A 22,930-nucleotide genomic window follows, 5' to 3' on the forward strand; every position below is an offset into this window, starting at 1 on the left:
GCAAAATTACTCATTTTCATGTTTTTCGATTCAATAATCGGAATCTTTCCGTCTATTTAGGCTATTTTCAGTGCTATTTTCTAATTAAGAGAAGTTTCTCCGCCTATTTATCAAACCCGGTGCTTAACCTAATATCAAAAAAGCCATGACAGGCAGACTAGCATGAAATTATTATGAATTTTTCTTCAGTACCATAAAAAATCACCCTCACATAACAAAGTGAGGGTGATTTTCTATTTAACTATTTTCTGTTTGGAATTGAATCATGAACTCTTTGAATGCTTGGCAGGCTTCAACTGGAACGGCATTATATGCTGATACCCGGCATCCGCCAATGGAGCGGTGTCCGTTTACGCCTACAAAACCTGACTGCTTTGCTTGCTCGAGGAATTTCTTTTCTAAGTCCTTTGATGCTAAGTTGAAGGTAAGATTCATGAGAGAACGACTGTCCGGTGTTGCATGGCCAATATAAAAACCATTACTAGCGTCGATTGTCTCGTATATCAGGTTCGCTTTTTTCTCATTCTGCTCAGCAATGGCAGATAACCCACCTAACTCACGAACCCAGTTTAGGACCTCTCCAAGCATGTAAATGCCAAAGGTTGGCGGTGTGTTATACAAGGAGTTATTTTTTGAATGCGTGCTGTATTTTAACATCGTTGGGATAGCTGTATTGGCTTGTTCAAGCAGATCCTTGCGAATAATAACAACGGTTACGCCGGAAGGGCCGAGATTTTTCTGGGCACCAGCATAAATGAGCGCAAACTTGCTAACATCGATCGGTTTAGAGAGAATATCACTCGACATGTCTGCAATTAATGGAACATCTCCAGTGTCTGGAAAGTCCTTCCACTGTGTACCATAAATCGTATTGTTGGACGTTAAATGTAAATAAGCATCAGTTGAATTGTACTGTAATTGATCTAGTGTTGGGATGCTTCGGTAGTTGCCTTCCTTCGTGGAAGCTGCATGGTAAACTTCACCAAATAGCTTTGCCTCTGTGAAGGCTTTCTCTGACCAGGAACCAGTCATTACATATCCAGCTTTTTTCCCAGCTTGTAAAAAGTTCATCGGAATCATTGAAAACTGAAGACTAGCACCGCCCTGCAAGAAGAGTACTTCATGCGTATCAGGAATGGACAACAGTTCCTTTAAGCTGGCAATTGCCTGATTATGTACGTCTTCATAAGCCTTGCTTCGATGGCTAAGTTCCATAACCGACATGCCCGTACCTCGAAAATCTATCAGTTCCTCCTGGGCTTTTTCTAAAACAGAAATTGGTAACGCCGAAGGACCTGCATTAAAATTATAAGTGCGGTGGACTTGCAGTTTCATTTTTATCACTCCATTTTTTCTTTTCTCTGACTATACCATACTTATAAAATTCCGAAAATAAATTTAATTGTGAAATCGTGAAAAATTTCACTTTTTATTAAAAATATCGAATTTTAGCTTTTATCCGCCATTCTTTGACTGCTGCGCGACCAAATAACGACTGGGATGAGCAGAAGGGAAAGGAAGCCACCTGCAAATGAGAGTCCCGCGTAACTCGTTTGAGCAACGACCATTCCCGAAATTGCTCCACCGGATGCCCCAGCCAAAGCAACTAAGACATCAACCGTTCCCTGTGTTTTGGCACGTGTCGAGGGATCCGTTGAATCGATGATCAGTGCTGTTCCACTAATTAATCCAAAGTTCCAGCCAAGCCCGAGCAAAGACAGTGCGATGATAAGAGTCAGCATCGAATCAGCAGGTGCACTTGCAGCAAGAATACCTGCAGTAAGAAGAGTAGCACCAGAAGCGACGGCCATTGCGGTCCGGCCAATCTTATCGACAAGAATACCAGTCACGAGAGAAGGCAGGTACATAGCGCCGATATGGAAGCCGATGACCATTCCAACTTCACTAAGATCATGTCCATGATGCTTCATGTAAACAGGTGTCATTGTCATAATCGATGTCATGACAATCTGCGTTAAAACCATAATGGTGGCGCCGACAACAATTCCTCGTTGATTGATTTCTATTTTGCTAGATTGTTTTTCCAATAGATTCTTTTTTTTAACTTCCAGTCCTTTTGTAATCGCATTTGCAACGATGAGAGGATCAGGGCGCAGGAATGCTAGGAGGACAAATCCGGCAAGAGTAAACGCAGCTGCACCAAGTATGAACGGACCAGCTAGAGCAGGAACTCCAATTGACGTCGCAAATCGGCCCATTACACCCACCAAGTTTGGTCCAGCCACAGCACCGAATGTAGTTGATACCATCGCAATACTAACTGCGGTTGCTCGCTGAGTAGGTTTGGCTAAGTCCGTTCCTGCATAGCGTGCTTGTAAATTTGATGCAAAGCCAGCCCCATAGATAAGGAGTGAGGCAAAAAGAAGAAAGATATTACCGGTGATCGCTGAAATGATGACTCCAATCGCGCCGATTCCGCCAGTTAAGAAACCTCCGGCCAGTCCTATCCGCCGTCCAAATCGTTGGGAAAGGCGACCGACAAGCAATGCTGCCCCTGCAGATCCAAGCGTTAATAACGCTGCAGGAATCCCTGCATAACTGTCCGTCCCTAACATATCTTGGGCAAGAAGGGCACCTACCGTTATACCGGCAGCCAGTCCAGCCCCTCCGAAAATTTGCGAAATGACAACAACGAGCAATGTCCTTCGATATAGCACCTGCTGTTTCTCGGGTGAATCTATGAAAGTCTGGAGCAAAACTTGTTTTGAATATTCCGGGTAATGTGACACACTAGAACCTCTTTCTGAAGGAATTAACTCCTCCATCATTATTTGATTTTTATTTTATCAGGAAAAAATCGCAGTTTATATAAGTAAATTTCATAAAATTTAATTTTTTTGATTTAAAAAAAGCAAAAGGTGCCTCCAATCAATGGAACGGCCTTTTGCTTCTAATTTTTATCAATAGTAATTAAAACCCAAATAGATAATATAAATAATGATTGCTGCGATTGCGATAATCCAAACAAGAAATACAGGATTCAGTAAGTATGGATGCCTTTGAGTGTTTTTATTGATTTGCGTATCAAATTCACCGGTTCTAGTACTAACCATTCTTCCAGTCCCTAGCGTGAAAATTAAACCGCCAATCAATACTAACAAAGCAATACCAGACAAAATGAGATACCAATTACTCAATTATATAACCACCTTTTTTTTCATATAATTTGAGAAAATGTGGTGAAATATACATAAGCAGGTCTAAATTTCTTCAGGAAAATATGATTGATTATTCATTTATTTTTCGATACAGTTGTATTGATAATTTGGAAAATTCTAAAAATGAGGTGTAGTTGATTATGTTAAATATGTTTACGAATGAGGACGTTATCTGCATAGAGGGAAATGTTCAAAGCTCAGGAATCATATTAGGAACGGTTTATTCCTTTTTAGTTGATGGAATGCTAATCGATACAGGACCGCAATGTCTTGAAAAAGAACTTATCCCCATTTATGAGGACCTAAGCTTTGATTTCGTTACATTAACGCATAGCCATGAAGACCATTCTGGTTTAGCCCCTTGGATTCAAAAGAATAGGAATGTTCCAATTTATGTCCATTCAAATGGAATCAATATATGTGCGGAACATTGTCCCTACCCGAAGTATCGGAAACTTACCTGGGGAGTTCGGTCAGCCTTTGATGCCTTGCCACTTGGGGAGAACATTCAATCACACAGTCAAGAATGGAAAGTCATCTACACACCGGGGCATGCCGATGACCATGTCTCATTTTTCCATGAAGAAACCGGCCGACTATTTTCAGGCGATTTATTTGTCACATCACGAACGAAAGTCATTATGGACAGTGAATCCATCCCAGTGATCATTCAATCGATTCGCAACCTGCTCAACTATGATTTTCAGGGGCTGTTCTGTTGCCATAGCGGCTATATTAAGGATGGAAAAAGCAAATTAGTCCAAAAGCTAGATTACCTTGAAAATCTATCTGGTGAAGTGAAAAATCTCTACAGTGAAGGTCGCTCGATTGATGAAATGACTCAATTGCTTTTTCCAAAAAAGTACCCAATTATAGCTTTTTCAGAAGGGCAATGGGATACTAGACATATCATCGCCTCAATTGTCGCCGCAAGTTAAATCAAAAAAGCTAAAAAAGGCTTCATGGCCTTTTTTAGCTTTTTTTAGTTTACATGGGTTAATTCTGATAGATGAACCAATTGAATATTATGCAGACTATCTACTTCCTTGATTTCACAAAATCCGGAAGTGTATTTGTAAAGGATAATATATTTCTTGCCATTGTAAAGAACATGTTCCATTTTATCTCCATCCTTTGACTTTCTAAAAATAATTGTATTTCTGTCATACATAATAATCTATGATGTTCAATTAAAGAGTATGTAAATTATTTTTGTAGAGTGTGACTTGGTTGGTTCATTCAAAAAAACAATCTGGTAGAATGAGTGTGATAAAATACTTATGATAGTGTTTTTAGTTAGAGGAGGAAGCAGTTTGTGTAAGAAACCAGTGATAGGCATAACAGGTGCCTATGTGAAACATAACGAATCTATGGAAGGTGTCTATGTACACCATGATTACCATAAAAGTGTTGCTGCTAATGGAGGGATCCCGATTATTCTTCCCTATATTAGCCCTGAAATCGCATTAGAGACGCTTGTCTTATGCGATGGAATAATTCTCAGCGGGGGAGAGGACGTTGACCCAAAACTTTATGGCCAGGACCCGCATCGTCACCTAGGTCCAACTACACCCGAACGGGACATGGCGGAGATCGCAATGGTGAAATATGCACTTGATAACAATATCCCATTGCTTGCGATTTGCAGAGGTGTTCAAATTTTGAATGTCGCCCTAGGTGGTACGTTAATCCAGGACATCTCGAGTCAAGTCAAAGAACCAATCCAACACTCACAGAAAATAGATAGAAGTCGGGAAACTCACTGGGTGACCATCAACACGGATAGCAAATTATTTGAAATCGTTGGTTCTGAACGAGTACGTGTAAATAGTCTCCATCATCAGGCAATCGATAAGGTAGCCAATGACCTTCGTGTTGTTGCCCAATCATCCGACGGGCTTGTTGAAGCGGTAGAGTATATCCATCCAACCACATTTACGGTCGGAGTTCAGTGGCATCCTGAATCAATGGCTAGCACAAACGATGAGATGAATAATGTGTTCAAAGAATTTATAAACAGCTGTATAAAGGTCCCAATTTCGATTTAAGGGAAAGGAATGATTCAATTGATGGAAAAAATTTATCTGGATTACAATGCTAGTACACCGATTGCTCCTGAAGTGTCTGTGGCGATTAAACCGCTGTTAGATCATTTTTTTGGGAATCCGTCAGCCTTACATTGGGCAGGGTTACCAGTGAAGGAATTATTACATCAATCTAGAGGTCAGGTGGCGGAATTAATCGGCTGTACCCCAAGAGAAGTTATTTTTACAAGTGGTGGCAGCGAAGCCAATAACCTTGCATTAAAAGGGTTCTATTTTAAAAATCGACATAAAGGCAATCATATTATTACTTCTAAAATTGAACATCCTGCGATTATCAATCCTTGCAAATTTCTTGAACAAATGGGTGCAAAGGTCACATATGTAGACGTGGATCGGGACGGGAAAGTTACAATAGAAGCAATAAAAAAAGCGATCACAAAGGAAACAATCTTGATTTCGATTATGCATTCCAATAATGAAACAGGTACCTTGCAGCCCATCAAGGAGATTGGGGAAATCGCCCGAAATTTTGGGATTGTATTTCATACAGATGCATCACAATCGGTTGGAAAAGTCCCGGTGAATGTGGAAGATTTGAAAGTGGATATGCTTACGATTGCCGGCCATAAGCTATACGCACCAAAGGGAATTGGTGCATTGTATATTCGAGAGGGAATCCATTTGGAACCACTTATCCATGGAGCGGGGCATGAGTTTGGACTTCGGGCAGGTACAGAAAATACGTTATTAGCAGTGGGATTAGGAACGGCTTGTGAAATTGCTAAGCAACAGGTAGGGAATACTGGAATTAAAGATTTAACCGATTATTTTTGGAAGCGACTAAAGGATGCCTTCGGGGATCAAGTCGTTTTGAATGGGCACCCGGAAGACCGTCTGCCAAATACATTAAATGTAAGTTTTGTCAGAAGAGTAGGTCAAGAGCTGTTAGATTCCATCCCTCAGTTAGCAGCATCAACTGGATCGGCCTGTCATGCAGGTAGTATTGACCTATCACCTGTCTTAAAAGAGATGGATGTTCCTGAAGAGGTAGGAATGGGTGCGATCCGCTTAAGTTTAGGCAGGTATACGACGAAAGTTGAGATTGAACAAGTAATGGAATGGTTTAATGGAATAATATAACAAGGAACAGGGCCTAGCTCGCCTTAAAAAAAGTAATAAAAAATGACCATCAAATTGTGTTAGTTGATTTGATGGTCATTTTTTATTGATAGCTTGTATAAGTTTAACTTACACAGAGAATTTTTATAGAAATAAACAAATAGCAAATTTATAGGGAAAGAGGGGTTGGTATTTATTGTAAAGCATGTTAACTTCTCTGTGGATGACCAAACAGAAGCAAGTATTATCCATAGGCTTCGGACCTCTGGATGTGTTTTTGCAAAAGAAGAGGCTCTCCTACTTATATCTGAAGCACGGACATTGGATGACCTTAAGAAAATGGTAGAATTGCGAGCCGGGGGTACACCTCTTGAACATGTCATTGGGTACACAGAGTTCTGTGGTCTGAGGATAAAGATAGACTCTAAAGTCTTCGTCCCTCGCCAACGAACAGAGTTTCTTGTCCACCAGGCAGAAACCCTAACTAGATTAGGGGATCTCGTCGTTGATATGTGTTGTGGGTCAGGAGCAGTAGGTGCAGCACTTGCAGCGACTGTAGGGCAGATAGTCTTGTACTCTGTTGACATCGCTCCCGCCTCTGTACACTGTGCTAGCAGCAATATATCAGCTTTTGGTGGCCGCGTTTTTCAAGGGGACTTGTATAAAGCTCTACCCTACTCGATTCGAGGCCGTATAAACATCATAGTTTCTAATGCTCCTTACGTACCTACCGAGGCAATCAAGTTGCTACCTCGGGAGGCTCGCCTGTTTGAACCTATGTTGGCACTCGACGGAGGAAAGGACGGACTTGACCTACAGCGTATGCTAGCGAAAGAGGCACCTCTCTGGTTAGCTCCAGGAGGTAACTTGTTGGTAGAAACGAGCGAACAGCAAGCATCCCAAACCCTAGATATTTTTTCTAGTATGGGGCTGATCGCGAAAGTAGCCAGAAATGCTGATTTGGACGCCACGATCATTATCGGTACAAAACCTGGAACCTAAAGTAATAAACAACGAGCCTCAACTCAAAAAAGTGTCATTAAATTGAAGATGATTTGGTAGGACCGGGACGATGAAAATGGTAAAATAAAAAAATCTAGAGAAAAGGAGTTAATAGGCTATGAACCAAGTAGAAATTATCGCTCGGAGAATACTAGGTTGGAAGTTAAACAGGTGGGACAGATGGTTTGATTTTGAAAAGGGGACATTCATTCCAGTAACTGATTTTCAACCTGAACAAAATCTTGACCATGCGATGCTCATCGTAGAAAAATTAAAAGATTTCGGCTTTACTTATACAACGAATGGGGTTTCTGAAGTTTGCTTTAATAACATATGCGAAACGGGCGAAACATTAGCACAAGCCATCACTAATGCAGCCTTCACTGTTGCTGATAACAGCACGATTGCAGAAGGATGGATGTAAAACTACGAAGTCGATGATTACTTATAAAAAAGCTTGTAGAAACAAGTCCTATAAATGGACCAAAACCTACAAGCTTTTATTTTTACTTATTTCTCCGTAAAACAGTAATAAACCCATCCAATATATCATGACTGACTGAAAATCCTTTACGTTGATAAAATTCCAGCGCCTCATTATTGCCATTTGAGACAAAGACAAAATAATCTTCGATCTCAGCAAATTGTTTCAACCACGTCATCGACATATTGAGAAGTTTAGTCCCAATTCCATATTTGCGGTATTCTTCTTTTATATAAAATTGCGATAAACAACCTACATTAGGTCTAAGAACAGAAGAAAGGTCAAAGAAAGTCGCAAACTCATTAGAATATGCCTCTTTAGGAGAAATATTGGAATAAACATACCCAACGATTTGTCGACCATCTTTTACGACTACGATATAATTGTGTATAGCACTATGTATCGAAGGAACCATCCTAGTTTCGAAATTCATACTGTCAAACAATTCTGGTCTTATGTAAGCTCTCGACTTTTGAAAGGCCATCAGCTCATTACATAAATCACGGCAGTATTCTATTTCTCCATCCGAGATCACTTCGTATGATAAATTCATTTCTCCCACTCCTTACATTGTCATTTAGCAACTCAGAAAAGAGCCCTCTGTTTATATTAAACCGAGACGCTCTAATCCGTAGCGGACACCATCTTCTTCGGCAGAGAGTGTTACCATATTGGCCACAGCTTTCAACTCATCACGGGCATTTCCCATGGCGACTCCCATTCCTACCAGTGATAGCATTTCCAAATCATTTAAACCATCCCCAAAGGCCACCGCCTCATCAGGTGCAATCCCAATCTTTTCTAATAACTTAGTAATACCCACAGCTTTGTTTGAATTGGACAAATTCACATCACAGGTTCGTGCCCCTGAACTCCATCTGCGAAAATCAAGTTCTGGAACCTTTGTCTGATAGGATGACTCCTCCTCTAGATCACAATGAAGGAAGATTTGATAAATATCCTGGTCTTTCCAAAATTGCGGCGGGGCAAGCTCCGGTTTCCATGGATCATGCTGATACGCTTCTACAACGAAGGGATGATCTAAATGGGTAACTTTAAAGCTCGTATCGCCTAAAAAAGTAAGAGGGTGCTGAAAGCCATTGGACAATTGATGGACTTTTTCTAATACATGCTTCTCCATGGAGCTTTTGTATATTTCTTTTCCTTCATGGAAGGCAAAGGCGCCATTAAAAAAGACCATAGAATCGACCCCGGTATCTTGAATAATCGACTCTGTAAAATATGGTGCTCTTCCGGTAGCAATAACCACTTTCATCTGTTTCTCTTTTAAGCGCTGAATGGCATCCTTTGTGGCATGACTAAGTGTTTTACCATGCGGGAGGATGGTTCCGTCTATATCTAAGATGACAACTTTGTATTTCATAAAACACACTCCTATGATGCTATCTCACTTGATAAGCCAGTTTTTCTATAGTCCATGTTTGAATTTAAAGAGTATCTGAGTGGGTTTTCATTATACATGATGAAGAGTTGGTTCGCATCTTTAACAAACCTGTTTCAATGAAAATTTTTTGTAAATTCCTGGCTCATAAGATTTACTTAATATTGGAATGTATATGAAAAAAGATATTAGCTAACATAGTTTGACTGTAATAATGTTATGTAAACTTACACACTTCCAGCCAACTGTACATTGAATATATCATTTAATAAAAAATAAGACCCCGATACAGGGAGTCTTATTTTTTATTAGTCATCATTATTTTGCATTCCAGTAAACATGAGAACAAAACGAAGTAATTCGGCAATTGCGACCACTGTTGCAGCTACATAGGTTAATGCAGCAGCATTTAGAACTTTCTTCGCTCGATATTCCTCTTCATTTCTGATAAGACCAGAACCAATCATTACATTCAATGCTCTAGAACTTGCATTGAATTCAACCGGTAAGGTAACCACCTGAAAGAGCACTGCAGCGCCCATTGCAAGTATTCCTAGTAATAAAAAGTTGGCAGATGAAAGAAGAATGCCAATTAAAATTAGTATGAATGAAAAATTCGAGCCAATATTAGCCACAGGCACTAAGGCATGTCTTACACGCAATGGAACATATCTGTCCTTTTGCTGTAAACAGTGGCCAACTTCGTGAATCGCAACGGATACCGAAGCAATGGAGGTACCATGGTAGTTTGCTGAAGATAGTCTTACACTTCTACTTTTTGGATCATAGTGGTCAGATAAGTGACCTCTCACTTCTTCGACCGAAACATCGTATAAGCCATTTTCATCCAAAATTCTTCTAGCTGCCTGGGCCCCGGTCAAACCAGAGGAGGCTCCCACTTTTAAAAATTTAGAATAGGTATTTCGTAAGTACATTTGCACGAATAGTGGTATGATCATGATTAGAATAAAATAAACAATAAAACCCATGAAGTATGCTCCTTCTACAGATGACAAATTTATATCTTTAGTATACTTTATGGTTCAGGTTTTTAGTAATAAAGTGCTCGTCAAAAAGGACTTACCCAGTAATGTAAGTCTTTTTTGAATGGAGAGAATATCCGAGGACTACTTTTTACTTCGTTTATTCCGATAAGCAATAAGATTTGTTTTTAATGAAGCATATGTCCCGACCGCTGCATAGCCGTAAAACCAGCCCATAAATATGCCGCCAAGGATGTTGTGTTTGTGACTGATAAAAATGGAAATACCTAGTCCAAATAAAAGTGCAATCGTTGGTACAAACCATTTTGGTAATACAAAATACACCTTTATTAGTTGAGTTAACAATATTATGATGGGTATTGCAAAAATTGCATCCCAAAAGTTCGTTTTTATGGTAGGGAAATCCACAGAACAACACACCTTTTTAAGCTTATTATGTGTGTTCTACGATAGGAATATTAGTTCATACTGATATACCAAGCTAATCCTCCAATTGCACCTAAGATAACGATCACATAAATCGCTGTCAACCTTATTGTGTTTTGTTTTGCGGAGCTTTTATAGTTTTCATCTGGTTTCCCCAAGAGCGCAAGCGTACCAACAAGGGCTGCTACTAAAACGATAATAATAAGTGCCATACCGACCTTCATTTTTTTCATCCTCACTATATGATAAAATTATTTATTTTCTTTAGACAAAGTATGATTCCTATTTTAAGGTTAAAATGATAAAAAATGACCATCCAATTACTAAAAAAAATGACCATCCACTTTTTATCATAGTAGGTCCCAATTGAATGGAGAGGAGAGGAAATTGTGAACTGGAAACCAGATCGAACAAATAAAAGACCAATTTATAAACAAATTGCCGATTACATTGAACAAGGTATTTCCACAGGTCTGTTTTCACCGGAAACGATGTTACCTTCAGAACGGGCCTTAGCTGAAGTGCTGCAAGTGAATCGTAGTACAGTGGTAGCAGCATATGAAGAATTACAGTCTATGGGGATTGTGGAGAGAAAAAAAGGGAGTGGAACCATTGTCAGTACAGATATTTGGGGACTCGAACATAGACGTATTCCAAACTGGAGCAGATATTTGGAGCGAGGCTCATTTCTTCCCAACCTTCCTGTTGTTCAAAGAATTCGTAAGGAAACACAGGAAAATGATCTTATTAATATGGCAAGCGGTGAATTGTCACCAAGTCTATTCCCAAATGAGCAATTTCAACGTATCCTGTCAGAGCGGCCCTTTACAGGCTATCTTGGATATAACGATCCACAGGGGAGTAAAGAACTAAGGGATACGATTGCTACGCATGTGAAGGAGTATAAGAATATAAATACAGATTCTTCTTCGATTCTAATTACATCGGGTGCCCAGCAAGCTCTCCATTTAATCGTTCAATGCCTGCTTAAACCTGGTGACGCTGTTGCGATTGAGGATCCATCCTACTGCTATTCACTTCCAATTTTCCATACGGCTGGTTTAAAAATCTATCGATTACCCGTCGATTCACATGGAGTCAATCCAGATGACCTTGTTCATTTTCATAAGAAACATCGAATTAGAATGATTTTTTTAAACCCTGATTATCAAAATCCAACGGGAACAGTTCTTTCAATGGAAAGACGAAAACAAATTTTAAACCTATCAGCTGAATACGGTATTCCGATTATTGAAGATGACCCCTATAGTTTAACCTCCTTTGATGGAGTGGTAAATTCAACTTTAAAATCAATGGATGATAACGGAAATGTTCTCTATATAAGTTCTTTGTCCAAAATTATTGCTTCAGGGTTGCGAATCGGTTGGGTAATAGGTCCTGCAAAGGTCGTTTATCGGCTTGCTGACGCCAAACAACAAGTGGACTTTGGACACAGTATTTTTCCCCAGTGGGTAGCCAATCAATTTCTCGGTTCCGAGTATTTTCATCCACATATTCATTTTTTAAGAAAGCAACTGAAACAACGGAGAAATCAGATTGTTCTAAGCCTTAAACAATTATTGGATGACAAAATTTCCTTCTCTATTCCAAATGGTGGAATTCATCTATGGTGCAAATTAAATGAGCCTATAGATGAACAAAAGTTACTTGAGGAATCAATTAGGAAGGGGATTGCAATTGTTCCGGGAGGGATATTAGGTTCTGAAAAGGGGTGTCAGCGTTTTACATATGGCAGGGTGGAAACAAGTTCCATCCATGAAGGGATCGAAAGGTTTTCGGAAGCGTTAATCAACATAGAAAAATGATTGGGATGAAACATATAAGAAGGCCTCAACTCGTGTCATGAATTTTTTATAAAATAATAATACATTTAATTCGAGATATATTTATTGACGGATTTTGTCGGAAAGTTATAATATGGATAGGTAAAGTGTAAAAAATGGACACACCAGAAAAATAAGTTTTACATAAGCAAGGGAACAAGTTACAAGAAAAGGGACAAATTAATCACGAGGCCTCCAGCTTAAGTTGAAGGGAGATTAAACCTTGAATGAAAAAAAAGAAGTTGGTGAAAAAGCGGTAGAATACGTGAAAGACGGCATGGTTGTTGGACTAGGTACAGGGTCTACTGTGTTTTATTCCATTGCTAAACTAGGTCAATTGGTCCAACAAGGACTTTCCATCCAGGGAGTCCCAACTTCAGAACAAACGGCAAAATTAGCGAGAGAATTCGGCATCCCACTAGTATCTTTCAAAGAGATCGAGGGAATTGATGTCGCAATCGATGGAGCTGATGAGGTAAATCCAGATTTAAATCTTATTAAAGGTGGAGGAGGCGCTCTTTTAAGAGAGAAAATAATTGCGAAAGCAGCGAGAACTTTTATTGTAGTTGCCGATTCACACAAATATGTAGATACCTTAGGAGCTTTTCCGCTGCCAATAGAAGTAGTCCCATTTGGCTATGAAATGACCATGAAGCACATGCGAGAGCTCGGTGGCAGCCCGAACTTGAGGCAAACAAATGGGACCCCATATCTTTCAGATAACGGTAATTATGTGATTGATTGTGATTTTATAGAAATAAAGGATCCAATTGCCTTGGAGAGAGAGCTAAATATCATTCCGGGTGTTGTTGAAAATGGATTATTTGTTGACATGACAGATGCTGTCATTACATTAGACAGTAATAAAAACCTAATTACAAAAGTCCGCAAATAAAAAAATCCGGTTTTAATATTTAAGATCTAGAAGAGACTACTAAAGGATGTTATATCCAACCTAAAAAGATTTGTTAGAAAAATATAACAAAATATTGAAATCTTTGAGGGAAAACATATAAAATAAGTAGATGCAGCTTTAGATCTTAAAACAGCAACATAGTTATTGCTATTTCACTATTTATACGCCCGCTCCATGAATATAGCGGACACGCTGTTAAAAAAATAAATATTTTGGAGGAATTTTATTATGAAATTTTTTATCGATACTGCAAACTTAGAGGAAATCAAAAAAGCCTATAAAATCGGCGTATTATCAGGTGTAACAACCAACCCATCTTTAGTCGCAAAAGAAGGCGTGAAATTCGAAGACCGTATTGCTGAAATCTTAAATGCCGTACCAGAGGTTGAATCTGTTTCTGCCGAAGTAACACCAAATGCTTTGACAGCTGAACAAATGATTGCTGAAGCAGATGAGCTCATTAAAATTAACGGCGGTGATAAAAATATTACCATTAAGCTTCCAATGAACTTAGATGGACTAGAAGCTTGCCGCTATTTAACAAAAAAAGGTGTTAAAACGAATGTTACGCTAATATTTAGTGTGAACCAGGCATTACTGGCTGCTCGTGCAGGAGCTACTTATGTTTCCCCATTCTTAGGTCGTTTGGATGATATTAACGAAGATGGTGTAGAATTAGTAGCAAAAATCGCTAAGATGTTCCAGGTACAGAAATTAGATTCACAAATTATTGCAGCATCTGTTCGCCACCCAGATCACGTGACTCGTGTAGCAATGGCTGGAGCTCATATCGCAACTATTCCATTCAAGGTAATTGAGCAATTATCAAAACACCCATTAACAGACCAAGGTTTAGAGAAGTTTGCCGCTGACTGGAAAACTGTCTAATAATTAATAGAAAACATAAGGGCGTTACTTCCTGACTTCTAAAGGAGGCTAACGCCTTTAAATAACAAAAATACCACGAATTCAAGATTCTCGATTTATAAATATTATCAATAATTTAATCAATTATATGACATCATAATAAAACAGGACTGATTATAGGAAAAGGAATGATTTCTTTGCTTTCAATTGATCCATCCTTAATGTCGGAAAGAGAAAATTATAAATTTTTAATCGGGAGCATAATCCCTAGACCGATTGCGTTCGTCACAACGATTTCAAAAGATGGCGTTTTAAATGGTGCACCTTTTAGTTATTTTAATATCGTGTCATCTAATCCCCCGATGATCTCCCTATCTATTCAACGCTCTGGGGGGAGACAAAAGGATACGACAAGAAACATCATCGAGTCTAAGCAATTTGTTGTCCATATCGTTGATGAACAAAATGTTGAAAAAATAAATACAACAGCCGCAAGCCTTCCGCCTGATCAGAGTGAAATAGAGTTAGCACACTTAACACCAGTCGAAAGCGCGAAAATTTCTGTACCAGGGGTAACAGAAGCCAAGGTTCGAATGGAATGTACTTTAGAGCATACCTTAGAATTGGGAGACCAGGATAAACCGGGGTGTGATTTTATTATCGGAAAAGTAGTTCAATTTCATATTGAAAGTGACATTTATGAAAAAGGAAGAATTGATCCAGGTGGTTTAGCAGCGGTAAGTCGATTAGCTGGGAATAATTACGCCAAAATCGGTGAAATTTTTGAAATCGAAAGACCCAAATAACTCTTAAAATCCTATTTTAAAAGGGAGAGTAAAGATGCAGATAACAGCGGGCGTTATCATATTTCAGCAATGGGAAACGATGCACACGGAAATATCGAGTTTTTGGAGGGAAATTACTAATGAAACATATATTCAATAAGGGGAAAAATCCAACAAAACCCACGCTACTATTGTTACATGGTACGGGGGGCAATGAATTAGATTTGCTGCCACTTGCAGGAATGATTGATGATGAGGCAAATGTACTCAGCGTCCGTGGGAATGTATTAGAAAATGGCATGCCACGTTTTTTCCGCAGATTAGCTGAAGGTGTTTTTGATGAAGAAGACCTTATTTTCCGAACAAAAGAATTAAATGAGTTTCTTGATGAATCAGCCGAAAAGTATGGTTTTGAAAGAGATAATATTATGGCGATTGGTTATTCGAATGGAGCAAATATAGCGGCAAGTCTATTATTTCATTATCAACATGCTTTAAAAGGAGCGATTCTTCATCATCCAATGGTACCAAGAAGAGGAATGGACCTCCCTGATTTATCAGGGAAAACTGTGTTTATTGCAGCGGGAACGAACGATCCCATCTGTTCCCCAATGGAATCGACTGATTTACAATCATTATTAGAAAAGGCGAATGCGAATGTAGAAATTCATTGGGAGAATCGAGGTCATCAATTAACCATCCAAGAGGTAGAAGCAGCAGCTCAATGGTATCGGAAATTATAACAAGCCATTTAAAATTCTTAAATTAAAGATTTATCAGATGAAAATAAAAAGTCTGATGGGATGATCCTCCCATCAGACTTTGTTCTATTGCCCCAACTAGTTCGCTTTTTTCATTTCGATAAGCAAAATATGCGACGTTTTTTCGGCCAGTATTGTCATCTCTTCTTCAACAACCTCGAGGCCATCTCTATCAGAAAGTTCCAAACCGTTGATGACTGAAGTTCCTTCAATTTGAACTAAATAAGCCTGCCTACCTTCACTCACTGGAAAGCTTATTTCCTTTCCTGGCTGCAATTCTAAGGAATAAATATTTGCATCTTGGTTAATTTTAATTGGAGCATCGCCGTCTAATCCTGAAACCATGTGCAGCCAATTATCTTTTCGATCATCCCAATTAAATCTAAAATCACCATAGGCTGGTGTATGACCATATTTGTCTGGTAAAATCCAAATTTGTAAAAACCTTGATGTATTCTCTCCTAAATTATACTCACTGTGATGCACACCCGTACCTGCACTCATATATTGAACTTGTCCGCGTGATATTGTGTTTTGGTTGCCCATGTTATCACCATGAGTCAATTCACCATCCACCACATAGGAGATGATCTCCATATCTTTATGTGGATGCGTTCCAAAACCTGTTTGAGGATTAATTAAATCATCGTTGATTACTCGTAAAACCCCGAATTGAATATTAGCTGGATTATAATATTCTGCAAATGAAAAGTGAAATTTGCTTCTTAACCAGCCATGATTACTAGAACCCATATGATTACTGTCGATTTTTTTTAACATAATTATCTCTCCCATCTAATGAAAAATTAAAATATAAATTTATCTTGAATTCGAGATAATTATATATTCTATATTGTCTAGTGTCAACGTAAATATTCTAGAACAAACATCATTAGCTATTCTAAAAGAATAATATATATTGGAAGCGGAATATAGGAAATATCTCCTAATAGAGTTTCATTGACAAGGATAGTATATTATTATATTATTAATTCGAGATAAATGATTTAAAGATAATAAAATTAAATGTAAATAAAAGGAGAATGTTATAAATGAATGTATTAGTAGTTAAAGCAAATAATCGTCCAGCTTCAGAGGCTATTTCAAGTAAGATGTATGAAACCTTTATGGAAAATTTAGAGGGTGTAAATGTAACTACTTTCGATGTTTTCGCTGAAGATATGCCTTACTTTGGCCAGGATTTATTCAACGCTTTTGGTAAATTAGAATCAGGGGAAGAAATGACGGATCTAGAAAAACGTCTTCTTGCTGCAAAACAAAAAGCAATGGATGCACTAACAGCTGCTGACCTAGTTGTTTTCGCATTCCCATTATGGAACTTAACAATCCCAGCACCATTACAAACATTTATTGATTACGTATACCAAGCTGGTTTCACTTTCAAGTACGATGAAAATGGTCAAGCAGTACAATTAATGACTCACAAAAAAGCGATTATCCTAAGTGCACGCGGTGGCGTTTACTCAACTCCTGAAGCAGCACCAATGGAAATGTCTGCAACTTATATTAAAAACGTAGTTGGCGGCGTATTCGGCATGGAAATTATTGACGAAGTTATTATTGAAGGTCATGCTGCAATGCCAGCTCAAGCTGAAACGATTATTGCAGAAGGAATGGAAAAAGTAAAAGAAGCTGCAAAGAAATTATCAGCAGTCGCTGTTTAATAACTAAATAAGCCTGTAAAGTAAAAATAAAGGAGCCTGAATTTCAGGCTTCTTTATTTTTATCTATTTATTGCCATTTATCTGCCAGCCACCCCCACAAGTTAAGAAGGTTTTTTTGGTGCCTGACACCATTTTATTCAAAAACGAAGAGAATCCTTTGGTGATGGTACTAAAAATCAAATATAATAAGAAGAAAGAGAAATAGTGGGTGAAGGGACTGATCTTATGACCTTTTTAGAAAAAATAAAACCGCATTTAATTAGTAATGATGTTTTAATCCAAGAAACCGTTCTGCAGGCATTACACGATTATCCCAATGTCCCAGAAGAATGGACGATAGAGTTATTGAAGGAAGCCTTTAAAAACGAGGACAAGCGCTCCTCTATTTTAATTTATGTAGAAAACATGAAAATTAATGAAGATGCTGTCAAGGTACTGCTAGAAAATATCCCTTTGATGGACGGGACAAAGAATCATTTAGCAGTTAATTTATTAAACCGTATTGGCCCAGAGCTTGCATTAAAATATAAAGAGGCACTCCAAGGATACATTAGTGAGGATAGTTGGTCATTAAATGAACTCATTATGAATGGAACAGAGGATGAAGTTTTCAACGAGTTTTTAAAAACAATCAATACCCTTGACCATGCCGAAACTTATCAACATCCTATTTACATAAAAGCAAAAAAACTGGCTGCATGTATCGCCCAAAATGGCTGGATTACAGAAGAAGAAATAGAAGTGATTCTTCAAGAGGAATTAAATGAACAATGGTTTACATTTAATGGAATCCTAACTGTTTATATGATTGGATTAATGAAATTAGAAAAGCATATTCCATTATTAGCAAGTTTCTTGGGCCGTGATGATGATATCTTGTTAGAAGAGGTTTCATCTGCATTAATTGGATTTCAATCGGATGAAGTAGTGAAAGCAGTAGCACCTTATTTAATAAATTCGGATTCGATTATTTATGCTAGTTCTGTTATCGAAAATATTAAGTCTGACCTGGCTGTTCAGGTTTTAAGAGAGGCTTATCATACTATTAAAGAACTCCAAGATCAGGATATTTTAATTGAAGCTCTCTGTCATCAGCTATCTAAAGAGGCATTGCCAGAAATTAGTGACCATATGAAAAAAGAATACTTCTCAAGCCTAGTTGATATAGAACAGACCGTTTATAGTTATTACTCTATTTTAGGCGAGCAGCATCCGGAATTAATGGATTGGAAACTAGCAGCACTAGAAAGAGACATAGAATTTAGAAATGCAAGCAAGCAGGGTGGAAGTCCACAAAGTGGTCCAATCTTTAAGGATAATAAAGTGGGCCGAAATGATCCATGTCCGTGTGGAAGCGGCAAAAAATATAAAAAATGCTGTGGCAAATAAAGGAGAATAATGGGATGAAATTTGATAAAGTACGTTGGGGGATTATCGGATGCGGGGACGTCACCGAAGTGAAAAGTGGTCCTGCTTTCCAAAAAATTAACCACTCTGAATTGGTTGCCGTGATGAGAAGAACGGGAGATCTTGCTAAAGATTATGCAAAAAGGCACAATGTTCCAAAATGGTACGATAATGCGGATGAACTAATTAATGATCCTGAAGTAGATGCGGTTTATATTGCCACACCACCAGGATCGCATAAAGAATATACAATCATGGCAGCCAAGGCTGGTAAACCAGTATATGTAGAAAAACCAATGGCACGAAATTTTGAAGAATGCCAAGAAATGATTGCTGCATGTCGGGAGGGAGGCGTTCCATTATATGTTGCCTACTACCGAAGGGCACAGCAGCGCTTTTTAAAAATTAAAGAGTTGTTGGAAAATGGAGCCGTGGGAGAGGTAAGGTTTGTTTCCTCACAACAGTATCAAAAAGCTTCGGACGATGTGTTGGATCCACAACATCTCCCGTGGCGGGTTCAACCCGAATTGGCAGGCGGGGGATTATTGCTCGATTTAGCCAGCCACACGCTTGATATATTAGATTTCTTACTCGGACCGATTACGTCTGTGCAAGGTTTTGCTTCCAATCAAGCGGGCTATTATCGTGCCGAAGATATCGTTACAGGTACTTATAGGTTTGAATCTGGCATCCATGGTGTTGGGAATTGGTGTTTTACTGCTTTTGAAGATGTCGATGTCAATGAAATCGTTGGGAGCAAAGGGAAAATCACCTTTTCCACTTTCGGAAACGACCCCATCGTTTTGACAACAGCGCGCGGAACAGAGCAATGGAGTTTCGAACCACCAGAGCATGTCCATCAACCCCTTGTCGAAACTATCGTGGCAGACTTAACAACTGGTAGTTCTCAGTGCCCAAGCAGTGGAGTTTCGGGTGCCAGAACAAACTGGGTCATGGGTGAACTAGTGAAGAATTATTATTTGTAGTATTGGATTAGGACCTACCTAAAGCGGTGGGTCCTAATTTTTTATTTAGAATGTACGGGCCTTTCAGAAAATGGATGGTGCCAGACAATTTTTTATATAATTCAGTGTTTTTAAGGTATGTAAGCGCATACATTTATAGAGAGCACTGGAGGTGATGTTGTTGATTTATCCTTATGGGAATGATTATATCAAGTACTTAAACGATGAAGGGTCACATGGCATCACGTATGAACAATGGAAATTTAAAAATGGTAAACAATACTCAGACAAGTGCAGACAATGCGGACATGGGAAGGACCGGCATCAACCTTGTCCAAAGTGTAATTATTAAACGCCTTTAGACGTTTTTTCTTTGGATTCCCCCGAAAAAACTAATTCGCTGATAGAAGTGGGGAATTCGCCAATAGAAATGGGAAATTCGCCAATAGAAGTAGCTAATCCGCCAATAGGACGAAGAAATCCGCTGATAGAATCTGTGAATGCTAAGAGAATCCGCTCATTAATCCTAAAAAACTGCAAAAATGACTTAGTTTTAATAGTGCAAGTAAGTAAATAGAAACAAGGGGATCGCATAAAGATCGAAAAGCGACAAGATCCCCTCGTTTCTATTAAAAAAACTCCTACTCTAGCATTTCCAACGTTTGAATTACCTCTTTAAGTGCTTCTATTTCATCGTCTCCTGAAGCCTCTAATATAATTTCTGCCCGTTTAGGAATGGCTAACGATAACACGCCGAGTACTGATTTTACATTGACTTTTCGTCCTTTGTAAGTAAGAAAAATATCTGCATTAAATCGCGAAGCATTCTGAACTAATTTATTGACCGGCTGAGCATATAACCCTGCATTTCTGTTAATTGTTACAGTTTGTTGTATCATAATAAACCTCCCTGGGGTGAGCTTTTGTAAAACATGTAAGTAATGCATATTTCTTATGTATGAAACTACCTTTTAAAAAATGCACTGCTTGAATCAATGGGGGCCAATTTGTGTGGTAGGTCTCGCTTATTACTTTTACAATCATAAATAAACAAAACTCTAGGCACCTGGAATAATATGAATTGGTTGTAAATATAATAGTTTGAATAAAATGACACAAACATGATCGATCCTTGTTATGGATAAAAATATTATGAATCGTGGTTTAAGACCTTTTTACATATTCTCCTAAGTGTCTCAAAAAATGCCTAAATCAGATGGGGGACGTTGATGACTGCCGTTGGTATAGAACCGTATTTGCATGTTCGTTTTGCTGAAAATCCAGCCTACGATCCAATAGGTCATAGGATAAGCTTTATCGCTGATTACTCTGGTTTGCCACAAGTTTGGGAAATTAATGTTGGGGAAGGGAGTGAAGGATGGCCTGTCCAAACCTCCTTTACAAAAGAAAGAATCACTTTTATTAGTTATCTTAATGGCAAATCCAACTTGATTATTGGTATGGATGTTGGCGGAAATGAAAATCAGCAATTGTACTTACTTAAGGAAGAAGGAGAATTAGTAGGGTTGACAAACTCACCAAAGCATATTCACCGTTATGGCGGAAGCTCTCCAGATGGAAAATGGATTGCCTGGTCGAGTAATCGCCGAAATCCCTCCTTTTTTGATATTTATATTCAAAATTTGGAGTCGTTGGAAATTCGTCATTTGAATACTGGTGATGGGGTATATTCAGCGGTTAAATGGTTTCCTGATGGTAAATCCATTTTGGTTCAGAAGATAAATTCCCCTCTTGATAATGACTTAGGCATATTCGAGCTTGCAACAGGGTCTCTAAACTGGATAACTGATCATACGGGGGAAGCTAGTTTTAAAGATTCCCATTTTAGTAAGGATGGGGATTATATTTATTTATTATCCAATAAAGACAAAGAATTCTTTGGTCTTGCCCTTATAAATATAAAAACCAAACATCTCGACTGGCTAGAGCTGGGAAATTGGGATTTTGAGGATTTGGCAATGAATAGTGATAAAAATTTATTAGCTTTTTCGATTAATGAGGGAGGAATATCCAAGGGGGTCCTTTTAGACATAAACCGAAGTACCCTTTATACGTGGAAAACTCCAATCGGAGTCATTTCAAATCTAAAATTTTCCCCTGATAGCCATAAGCTAGCCTATCAGTTTAAGGGAGCGGCATATCCCTCTGATATATGGGAATTAGACTTAAAGACCATTCAGGCGGAGAGGCTTACGTATGTTTCCCGTTCACCAGTATTGGAAAATAAATTAGTTGAGCCAGAACTTATATCCTTTCGCTCTTTTGATAACCTCGAAGTTCCTGCCTTCTATTCGAGGCCGAAAGAATCCACTGACAAACTTCCAGTTGTTATTTATATTCATGGCGGACCGGAGAGTCAAGCTCGTGCGGTATACAACCCAGTTCAGCAGTATTTACTAAACAATGGTTATGCCGTTTGTTCACCAAATATCCGGGGAAGTACAGGTTATGGAAAAAAGTATACACATTTGGATGATGTCCAGAAAAGAATGGATGCGGTAAAAGATATCATTTTTTTAGTGGAATGGCTAAAGACGAATAGGAACGTAGATCCTAAAAAGATCGCGATCATGGGGGGGAGCTATGGCGGGTTTATGGTTCTTGCAGCCATCAGTCACTATCCACATCTTTGGTCTGCTGCGATTGATATTGTAGGAATGTCCAGCCTTAGAACATTCCTTCAAACAACAAGCCCCTGGCGTAAGAAGCACAGGGAGAGTGAATATGGAACAATAGAAAGAGACGGAGAATTTTTTGATAGAATTGATCCATTGAATTTTTCAGATAGAATCACCTCCCCATTATTAATTATTCACGGTAAGGGCGATCCGCGTGTCCACATAAAAGAATCTGAGCAAATGGTGGATAAACTAAAGAAACGAAATCATTTAGTTGATTTTATTAGCTTTGAGGATGAGGGCCATTCCATCGTAAAACAAAAAAATAAAATTACTGCCTATAAGGAAATGGTAAAGTTTCTGGATCGCTATATTGGTAACGGATCTTAATTTGATAAAG

Annotated in this window: 26 protein-coding genes; 15 read left to right on the forward strand and 11 right to left on the reverse strand. The window is 38.6% G+C overall.

The features are described from left to right. Positions 1-237 precede the first annotated feature (237 nt). The 3 genes from serC to BDR01S_RS08800 form a co-directional block, all read right to left on the reverse strand. Positions 238-1,335, reverse strand: a complete 1,098-nt coding sequence (serC, locus tag BDR01S_RS08790) for a 3-phosphoserine/phosphohydroxythreonine transaminase (RefSeq protein WP_066256056.1) — start codon at positions 1,333-1,335, stop codon at positions 238-240. Between the two features lie 113 nt (positions 1,336-1,448). Further along, positions 1,449-2,750 (reverse strand): MFS transporter, encoded by a 1,302-nt coding sequence (locus tag BDR01S_RS08795; protein ID WP_066256053.1) that lies wholly within the window; start codon positions 2,748-2,750, stop codon positions 1,449-1,451. Between the two features lie 171 nt (positions 2,751-2,921). After that, positions 2,922-3,158, reverse strand: a complete 237-nt coding sequence (locus BDR01S_RS08800) for a hypothetical protein (protein ID WP_066256047.1) — start codon at positions 3,156-3,158, stop codon at positions 2,922-2,924. A 161-nt stretch (positions 3,159-3,319) separates the two neighbouring features. Between BDR01S_RS08800 and BDR01S_RS08805 the strand changes: the two genes are divergently transcribed. Continuing rightward, on the forward strand, positions 3,320-4,117 hold the full coding sequence (locus BDR01S_RS08805; RefSeq protein ID WP_066256045.1) for an MBL fold metallo-hydrolase: 798 nt from the start codon (positions 3,320-3,322) through the stop codon (positions 4,115-4,117). A 44-nt stretch (positions 4,118-4,161) separates the two neighbouring features. Here BDR01S_RS08805 and BDR01S_RS25285 read toward each other — a convergent pair whose 3' ends face one another. Continuing rightward, positions 4,162-4,299 carry a hypothetical protein gene (locus BDR01S_RS25285; RefSeq protein ID WP_157406129.1) on the reverse strand — a complete coding sequence of 46 codons (138 nt, stop codon included), beginning with the start codon at positions 4,297-4,299 and terminating at the stop codon, positions 4,162-4,164. Positions 4,300-4,492: 193 nt separating this feature from the next. On the opposite strand from BDR01S_RS25285, the gene BDR01S_RS08810 reads away from it, so the two are divergent. From BDR01S_RS08810 to BDR01S_RS08825, 4 genes are all read left to right on the forward strand, one after another. Further along, positions 4,493-5,227, forward strand: a complete 735-nt coding sequence (locus BDR01S_RS08810) for a gamma-glutamyl-gamma-aminobutyrate hydrolase family protein (protein ID WP_235846528.1) — start codon at positions 4,493-4,495, stop codon at positions 5,225-5,227. A gap of 21 nt (positions 5,228-5,248) precedes the next feature. Further along, positions 5,249-6,364: a cysteine desulfurase family protein gene (locus BDR01S_RS08815; protein ID WP_066260122.1), complete on the forward strand. Its 1,116-nt coding sequence runs from the start codon at positions 5,249-5,251 to the stop codon at positions 6,362-6,364. Between the two features lie 198 nt (positions 6,365-6,562). Beyond that, entirely contained in the window at positions 6,563-7,345 is a 783-nt protein-coding gene (locus BDR01S_RS08820; RefSeq protein WP_066260120.1) for a putative protein N(5)-glutamine methyltransferase, read from the forward strand. Between the two features lie 118 nt (positions 7,346-7,463). Then, the gene (locus BDR01S_RS08825; protein WP_066256038.1) at positions 7,464-7,769 is read left to right on the forward strand and encodes a BC1872 family protein; all 306 of its coding nucleotides are present in this window, start codon (positions 7,464-7,466) and stop codon (positions 7,767-7,769) included. 82 nt (positions 7,770-7,851) lie between these two features. Here BDR01S_RS08825 and BDR01S_RS08830 read toward each other — a convergent pair whose 3' ends face one another. The 5 genes from BDR01S_RS08830 to BDR01S_RS08850 form a co-directional block, all read right to left on the reverse strand. Next, positions 7,852-8,382, reverse strand: a complete 531-nt coding sequence (locus tag BDR01S_RS08830; protein WP_066256036.1) for a GNAT family N-acetyltransferase — start codon at positions 8,380-8,382, stop codon at positions 7,852-7,854. A 51-nt stretch (positions 8,383-8,433) separates the two neighbouring features. Then, entirely contained in the window at positions 8,434-9,213 is a 780-nt protein-coding gene (locus BDR01S_RS08835; protein ID WP_066256032.1) for a Cof-type HAD-IIB family hydrolase, read from the reverse strand. 326 nt (positions 9,214-9,539) lie between these two features. Continuing rightward, positions 9,540-10,220 carry a zinc metallopeptidase gene (locus tag BDR01S_RS08840; protein WP_066256030.1) on the reverse strand — a complete coding sequence of 227 codons (681 nt, stop codon included), beginning with the start codon at positions 10,218-10,220 and terminating at the stop codon, positions 9,540-9,542. 138 nt (positions 10,221-10,358) lie between these two features. Then, entirely contained in the window at positions 10,359-10,643 is a 285-nt protein-coding gene (locus BDR01S_RS08845; RefSeq protein WP_066256028.1) for a hypothetical protein, read from the reverse strand. Positions 10,644-10,693: 50 nt separating this feature from the next. Beyond that, positions 10,694-10,885, reverse strand: a complete 192-nt coding sequence (locus tag BDR01S_RS08850) for a hypothetical protein (protein WP_066256026.1) — start codon at positions 10,883-10,885, stop codon at positions 10,694-10,696. Positions 10,886-11,050: 165 nt separating this feature from the next. Between BDR01S_RS08850 and pdxR the strand changes: the two genes are divergently transcribed. From pdxR to BDR01S_RS08875, 5 genes are all read left to right on the forward strand, one after another. Further along, positions 11,051-12,487, forward strand: a complete 1,437-nt coding sequence (pdxR, locus tag BDR01S_RS08855; RefSeq protein ID WP_066256024.1) for a MocR-like pyridoxine biosynthesis transcription factor PdxR — start codon at positions 11,051-11,053, stop codon at positions 12,485-12,487. Between the two features lie 241 nt (positions 12,488-12,728). Further along, complete coding sequence (gene rpiA, locus BDR01S_RS08860) at positions 12,729-13,400, forward strand: ribose-5-phosphate isomerase RpiA (RefSeq protein WP_066256021.1); 672 nt, start codon at positions 12,729-12,731, stop codon at positions 13,398-13,400. A 249-nt stretch (positions 13,401-13,649) separates the two neighbouring features. Further along, on the forward strand, positions 13,650-14,309 hold the full coding sequence (gene fsa, locus BDR01S_RS08865) for a fructose-6-phosphate aldolase (RefSeq protein WP_066256019.1): 660 nt from the start codon (positions 13,650-13,652) through the stop codon (positions 14,307-14,309). Positions 14,310-14,485: 176 nt separating this feature from the next. Beyond that, positions 14,486-15,094, forward strand: a complete 609-nt coding sequence (locus BDR01S_RS08870) for a flavin reductase family protein (protein ID WP_066260118.1) — start codon at positions 14,486-14,488, stop codon at positions 15,092-15,094. 119 nt (positions 15,095-15,213) lie between these two features. After that, entirely contained in the window at positions 15,214-15,816 is a 603-nt protein-coding gene (locus BDR01S_RS08875) for an alpha/beta hydrolase (protein ID WP_066256016.1), read from the forward strand. Between the two features lie 96 nt (positions 15,817-15,912). On the opposite strand, the gene BDR01S_RS08880 is transcribed toward BDR01S_RS08875, so the two are convergent. After that, entirely contained in the window at positions 15,913-16,614 is a 702-nt protein-coding gene (locus BDR01S_RS08880) for a pirin family protein (RefSeq protein WP_066256014.1), read from the reverse strand. A 272-nt stretch (positions 16,615-16,886) separates the two neighbouring features. On the opposite strand from BDR01S_RS08880, the gene BDR01S_RS08885 reads away from it, so the two are divergent. From BDR01S_RS08885 to BDR01S_RS25290, 4 genes are all read left to right on the forward strand, one after another. Next, positions 16,887-17,519: an FMN-dependent NADH-azoreductase gene (locus BDR01S_RS08885; RefSeq protein WP_066256011.1), complete on the forward strand. Its 633-nt coding sequence runs from the start codon at positions 16,887-16,889 to the stop codon at positions 17,517-17,519. A 225-nt stretch (positions 17,520-17,744) separates the two neighbouring features. After that, positions 17,745-18,908 (forward strand): YecA family protein, encoded by a 1,164-nt coding sequence (locus BDR01S_RS08890; protein WP_066260117.1) that lies wholly within the window; start codon positions 17,745-17,747, stop codon positions 18,906-18,908. 14 nt (positions 18,909-18,922) lie between these two features. Next, positions 18,923-19,912 carry a Gfo/Idh/MocA family protein gene (locus BDR01S_RS08895; RefSeq protein ID WP_066256008.1) on the forward strand — a complete coding sequence of 330 codons (990 nt, stop codon included), beginning with the start codon at positions 18,923-18,925 and terminating at the stop codon, positions 19,910-19,912. 160 nt (positions 19,913-20,072) lie between these two features. Continuing rightward, a complete protein-coding gene (locus tag BDR01S_RS25290; RefSeq protein ID WP_157406130.1) occupies positions 20,073-20,243 on the forward strand; it encodes a hypothetical protein in 171 nt (56 codons plus the stop codon). A 289-nt stretch (positions 20,244-20,532) separates the two neighbouring features. Here the strand turns inward: BDR01S_RS25290 and BDR01S_RS08905 are convergent, their stop codons facing one another. Continuing rightward, positions 20,533-20,790, reverse strand: coding sequence for an HPr family phosphocarrier protein (locus BDR01S_RS08905; RefSeq protein ID WP_066256003.1), 258 nt, complete (start codon positions 20,788-20,790; stop codon positions 20,533-20,535). Between the two features lie 330 nt (positions 20,791-21,120). Between BDR01S_RS08905 and BDR01S_RS08910 the strand changes: the two genes are divergently transcribed. Further along, positions 21,121-22,920, forward strand: coding sequence for a S9 family peptidase (locus BDR01S_RS08910; RefSeq protein ID WP_066256001.1), 1,800 nt, complete (start codon positions 21,121-21,123; stop codon positions 22,918-22,920). Positions 22,921-22,930 lie beyond the last annotated feature (10 nt).

The organism is Neobacillus drentensis NBRC 102427 (assembly GCF_001591445.1).
GTDB lineage: Bacteria > Bacillota > Bacilli > Bacillales > Cytobacillaceae > Neobacillus > Neobacillus drentensis.

Excerpts from the sequence above, each read along its gene's own strand:
- serC (WP_066256056.1), bottom strand. The coding sequence starts at position 1,335 with ATGAAACTGCAAGTCCACCGCACTTATAATTTTAATGCAGGTCCTTCG.
- BDR01S_RS08805 (WP_066256045.1), top strand. The coding sequence starts at position 3,320 with ATGTTAAATATGTTTACGAATGAGGACGTTATCTGCATAGAGGGAAAT.
- BDR01S_RS25285 (WP_157406129.1), bottom strand. The coding sequence starts at position 4,299 with ATGGAACATGTTCTTTACAATGGCAAGAAATATATTATCCTTTACAAA.
- BDR01S_RS08815 (WP_066260122.1), top strand. The coding sequence starts at position 5,249 with ATGGAAAAAATTTATCTGGATTACAATGCTAGTACACCGATTGCTCCT.
- BDR01S_RS08825 (WP_066256038.1), top strand. The coding sequence starts at position 7,464 with ATGAACCAAGTAGAAATTATCGCTCGGAGAATACTAGGTTGGAAGTTA.
- BDR01S_RS08830 (WP_066256036.1), bottom strand. The coding sequence starts at position 8,382 with ATGAATTTATCATACGAAGTGATCTCGGATGGAGAAATAGAATACTGC.
- BDR01S_RS08835 (WP_066256032.1), bottom strand. The coding sequence starts at position 9,213 with ATGAAATACAAAGTTGTCATCTTAGATATAGACGGAACCATCCTCCCG.
- BDR01S_RS08840 (WP_066256030.1), bottom strand. The coding sequence starts at position 10,220 with ATGGGTTTTATTGTTTATTTTATTCTAATCATGATCATACCACTATTC.
- BDR01S_RS08850 (WP_066256026.1), bottom strand. The coding sequence starts at position 10,885 with ATGAAGGTCGGTATGGCACTTATTATTATCGTTTTAGTAGCAGCCCTT.
- fsa (WP_066256019.1), top strand. The coding sequence starts at position 13,650 with ATGAAATTTTTTATCGATACTGCAAACTTAGAGGAAATCAAAAAAGCC.
- BDR01S_RS08875 (WP_066256016.1), top strand. The coding sequence starts at position 15,214 with ATGAAACATATATTCAATAAGGGGAAAAATCCAACAAAACCCACGCTA.
- BDR01S_RS08880 (WP_066256014.1), bottom strand. The coding sequence starts at position 16,614 with ATGTTAAAAAAAATCGACAGTAATCATATGGGTTCTAGTAATCATGGC.
- BDR01S_RS08885 (WP_066256011.1), top strand. The coding sequence starts at position 16,887 with ATGAATGTATTAGTAGTTAAAGCAAATAATCGTCCAGCTTCAGAGGCT.
- BDR01S_RS08890 (WP_066260117.1), top strand. The coding sequence starts at position 17,745 with ATGACCTTTTTAGAAAAAATAAAACCGCATTTAATTAGTAATGATGTT.
- BDR01S_RS08895 (WP_066256008.1), top strand. The coding sequence starts at position 18,923 with ATGAAATTTGATAAAGTACGTTGGGGGATTATCGGATGCGGGGACGTC.
- BDR01S_RS08905 (WP_066256003.1), bottom strand. The coding sequence starts at position 20,790 with ATGATACAACAAACTGTAACAATTAACAGAAATGCAGGGTTATATGCT.
- BDR01S_RS08910 (WP_066256001.1), top strand. The coding sequence starts at position 21,121 with ATGACTGCCGTTGGTATAGAACCGTATTTGCATGTTCGTTTTGCTGAA.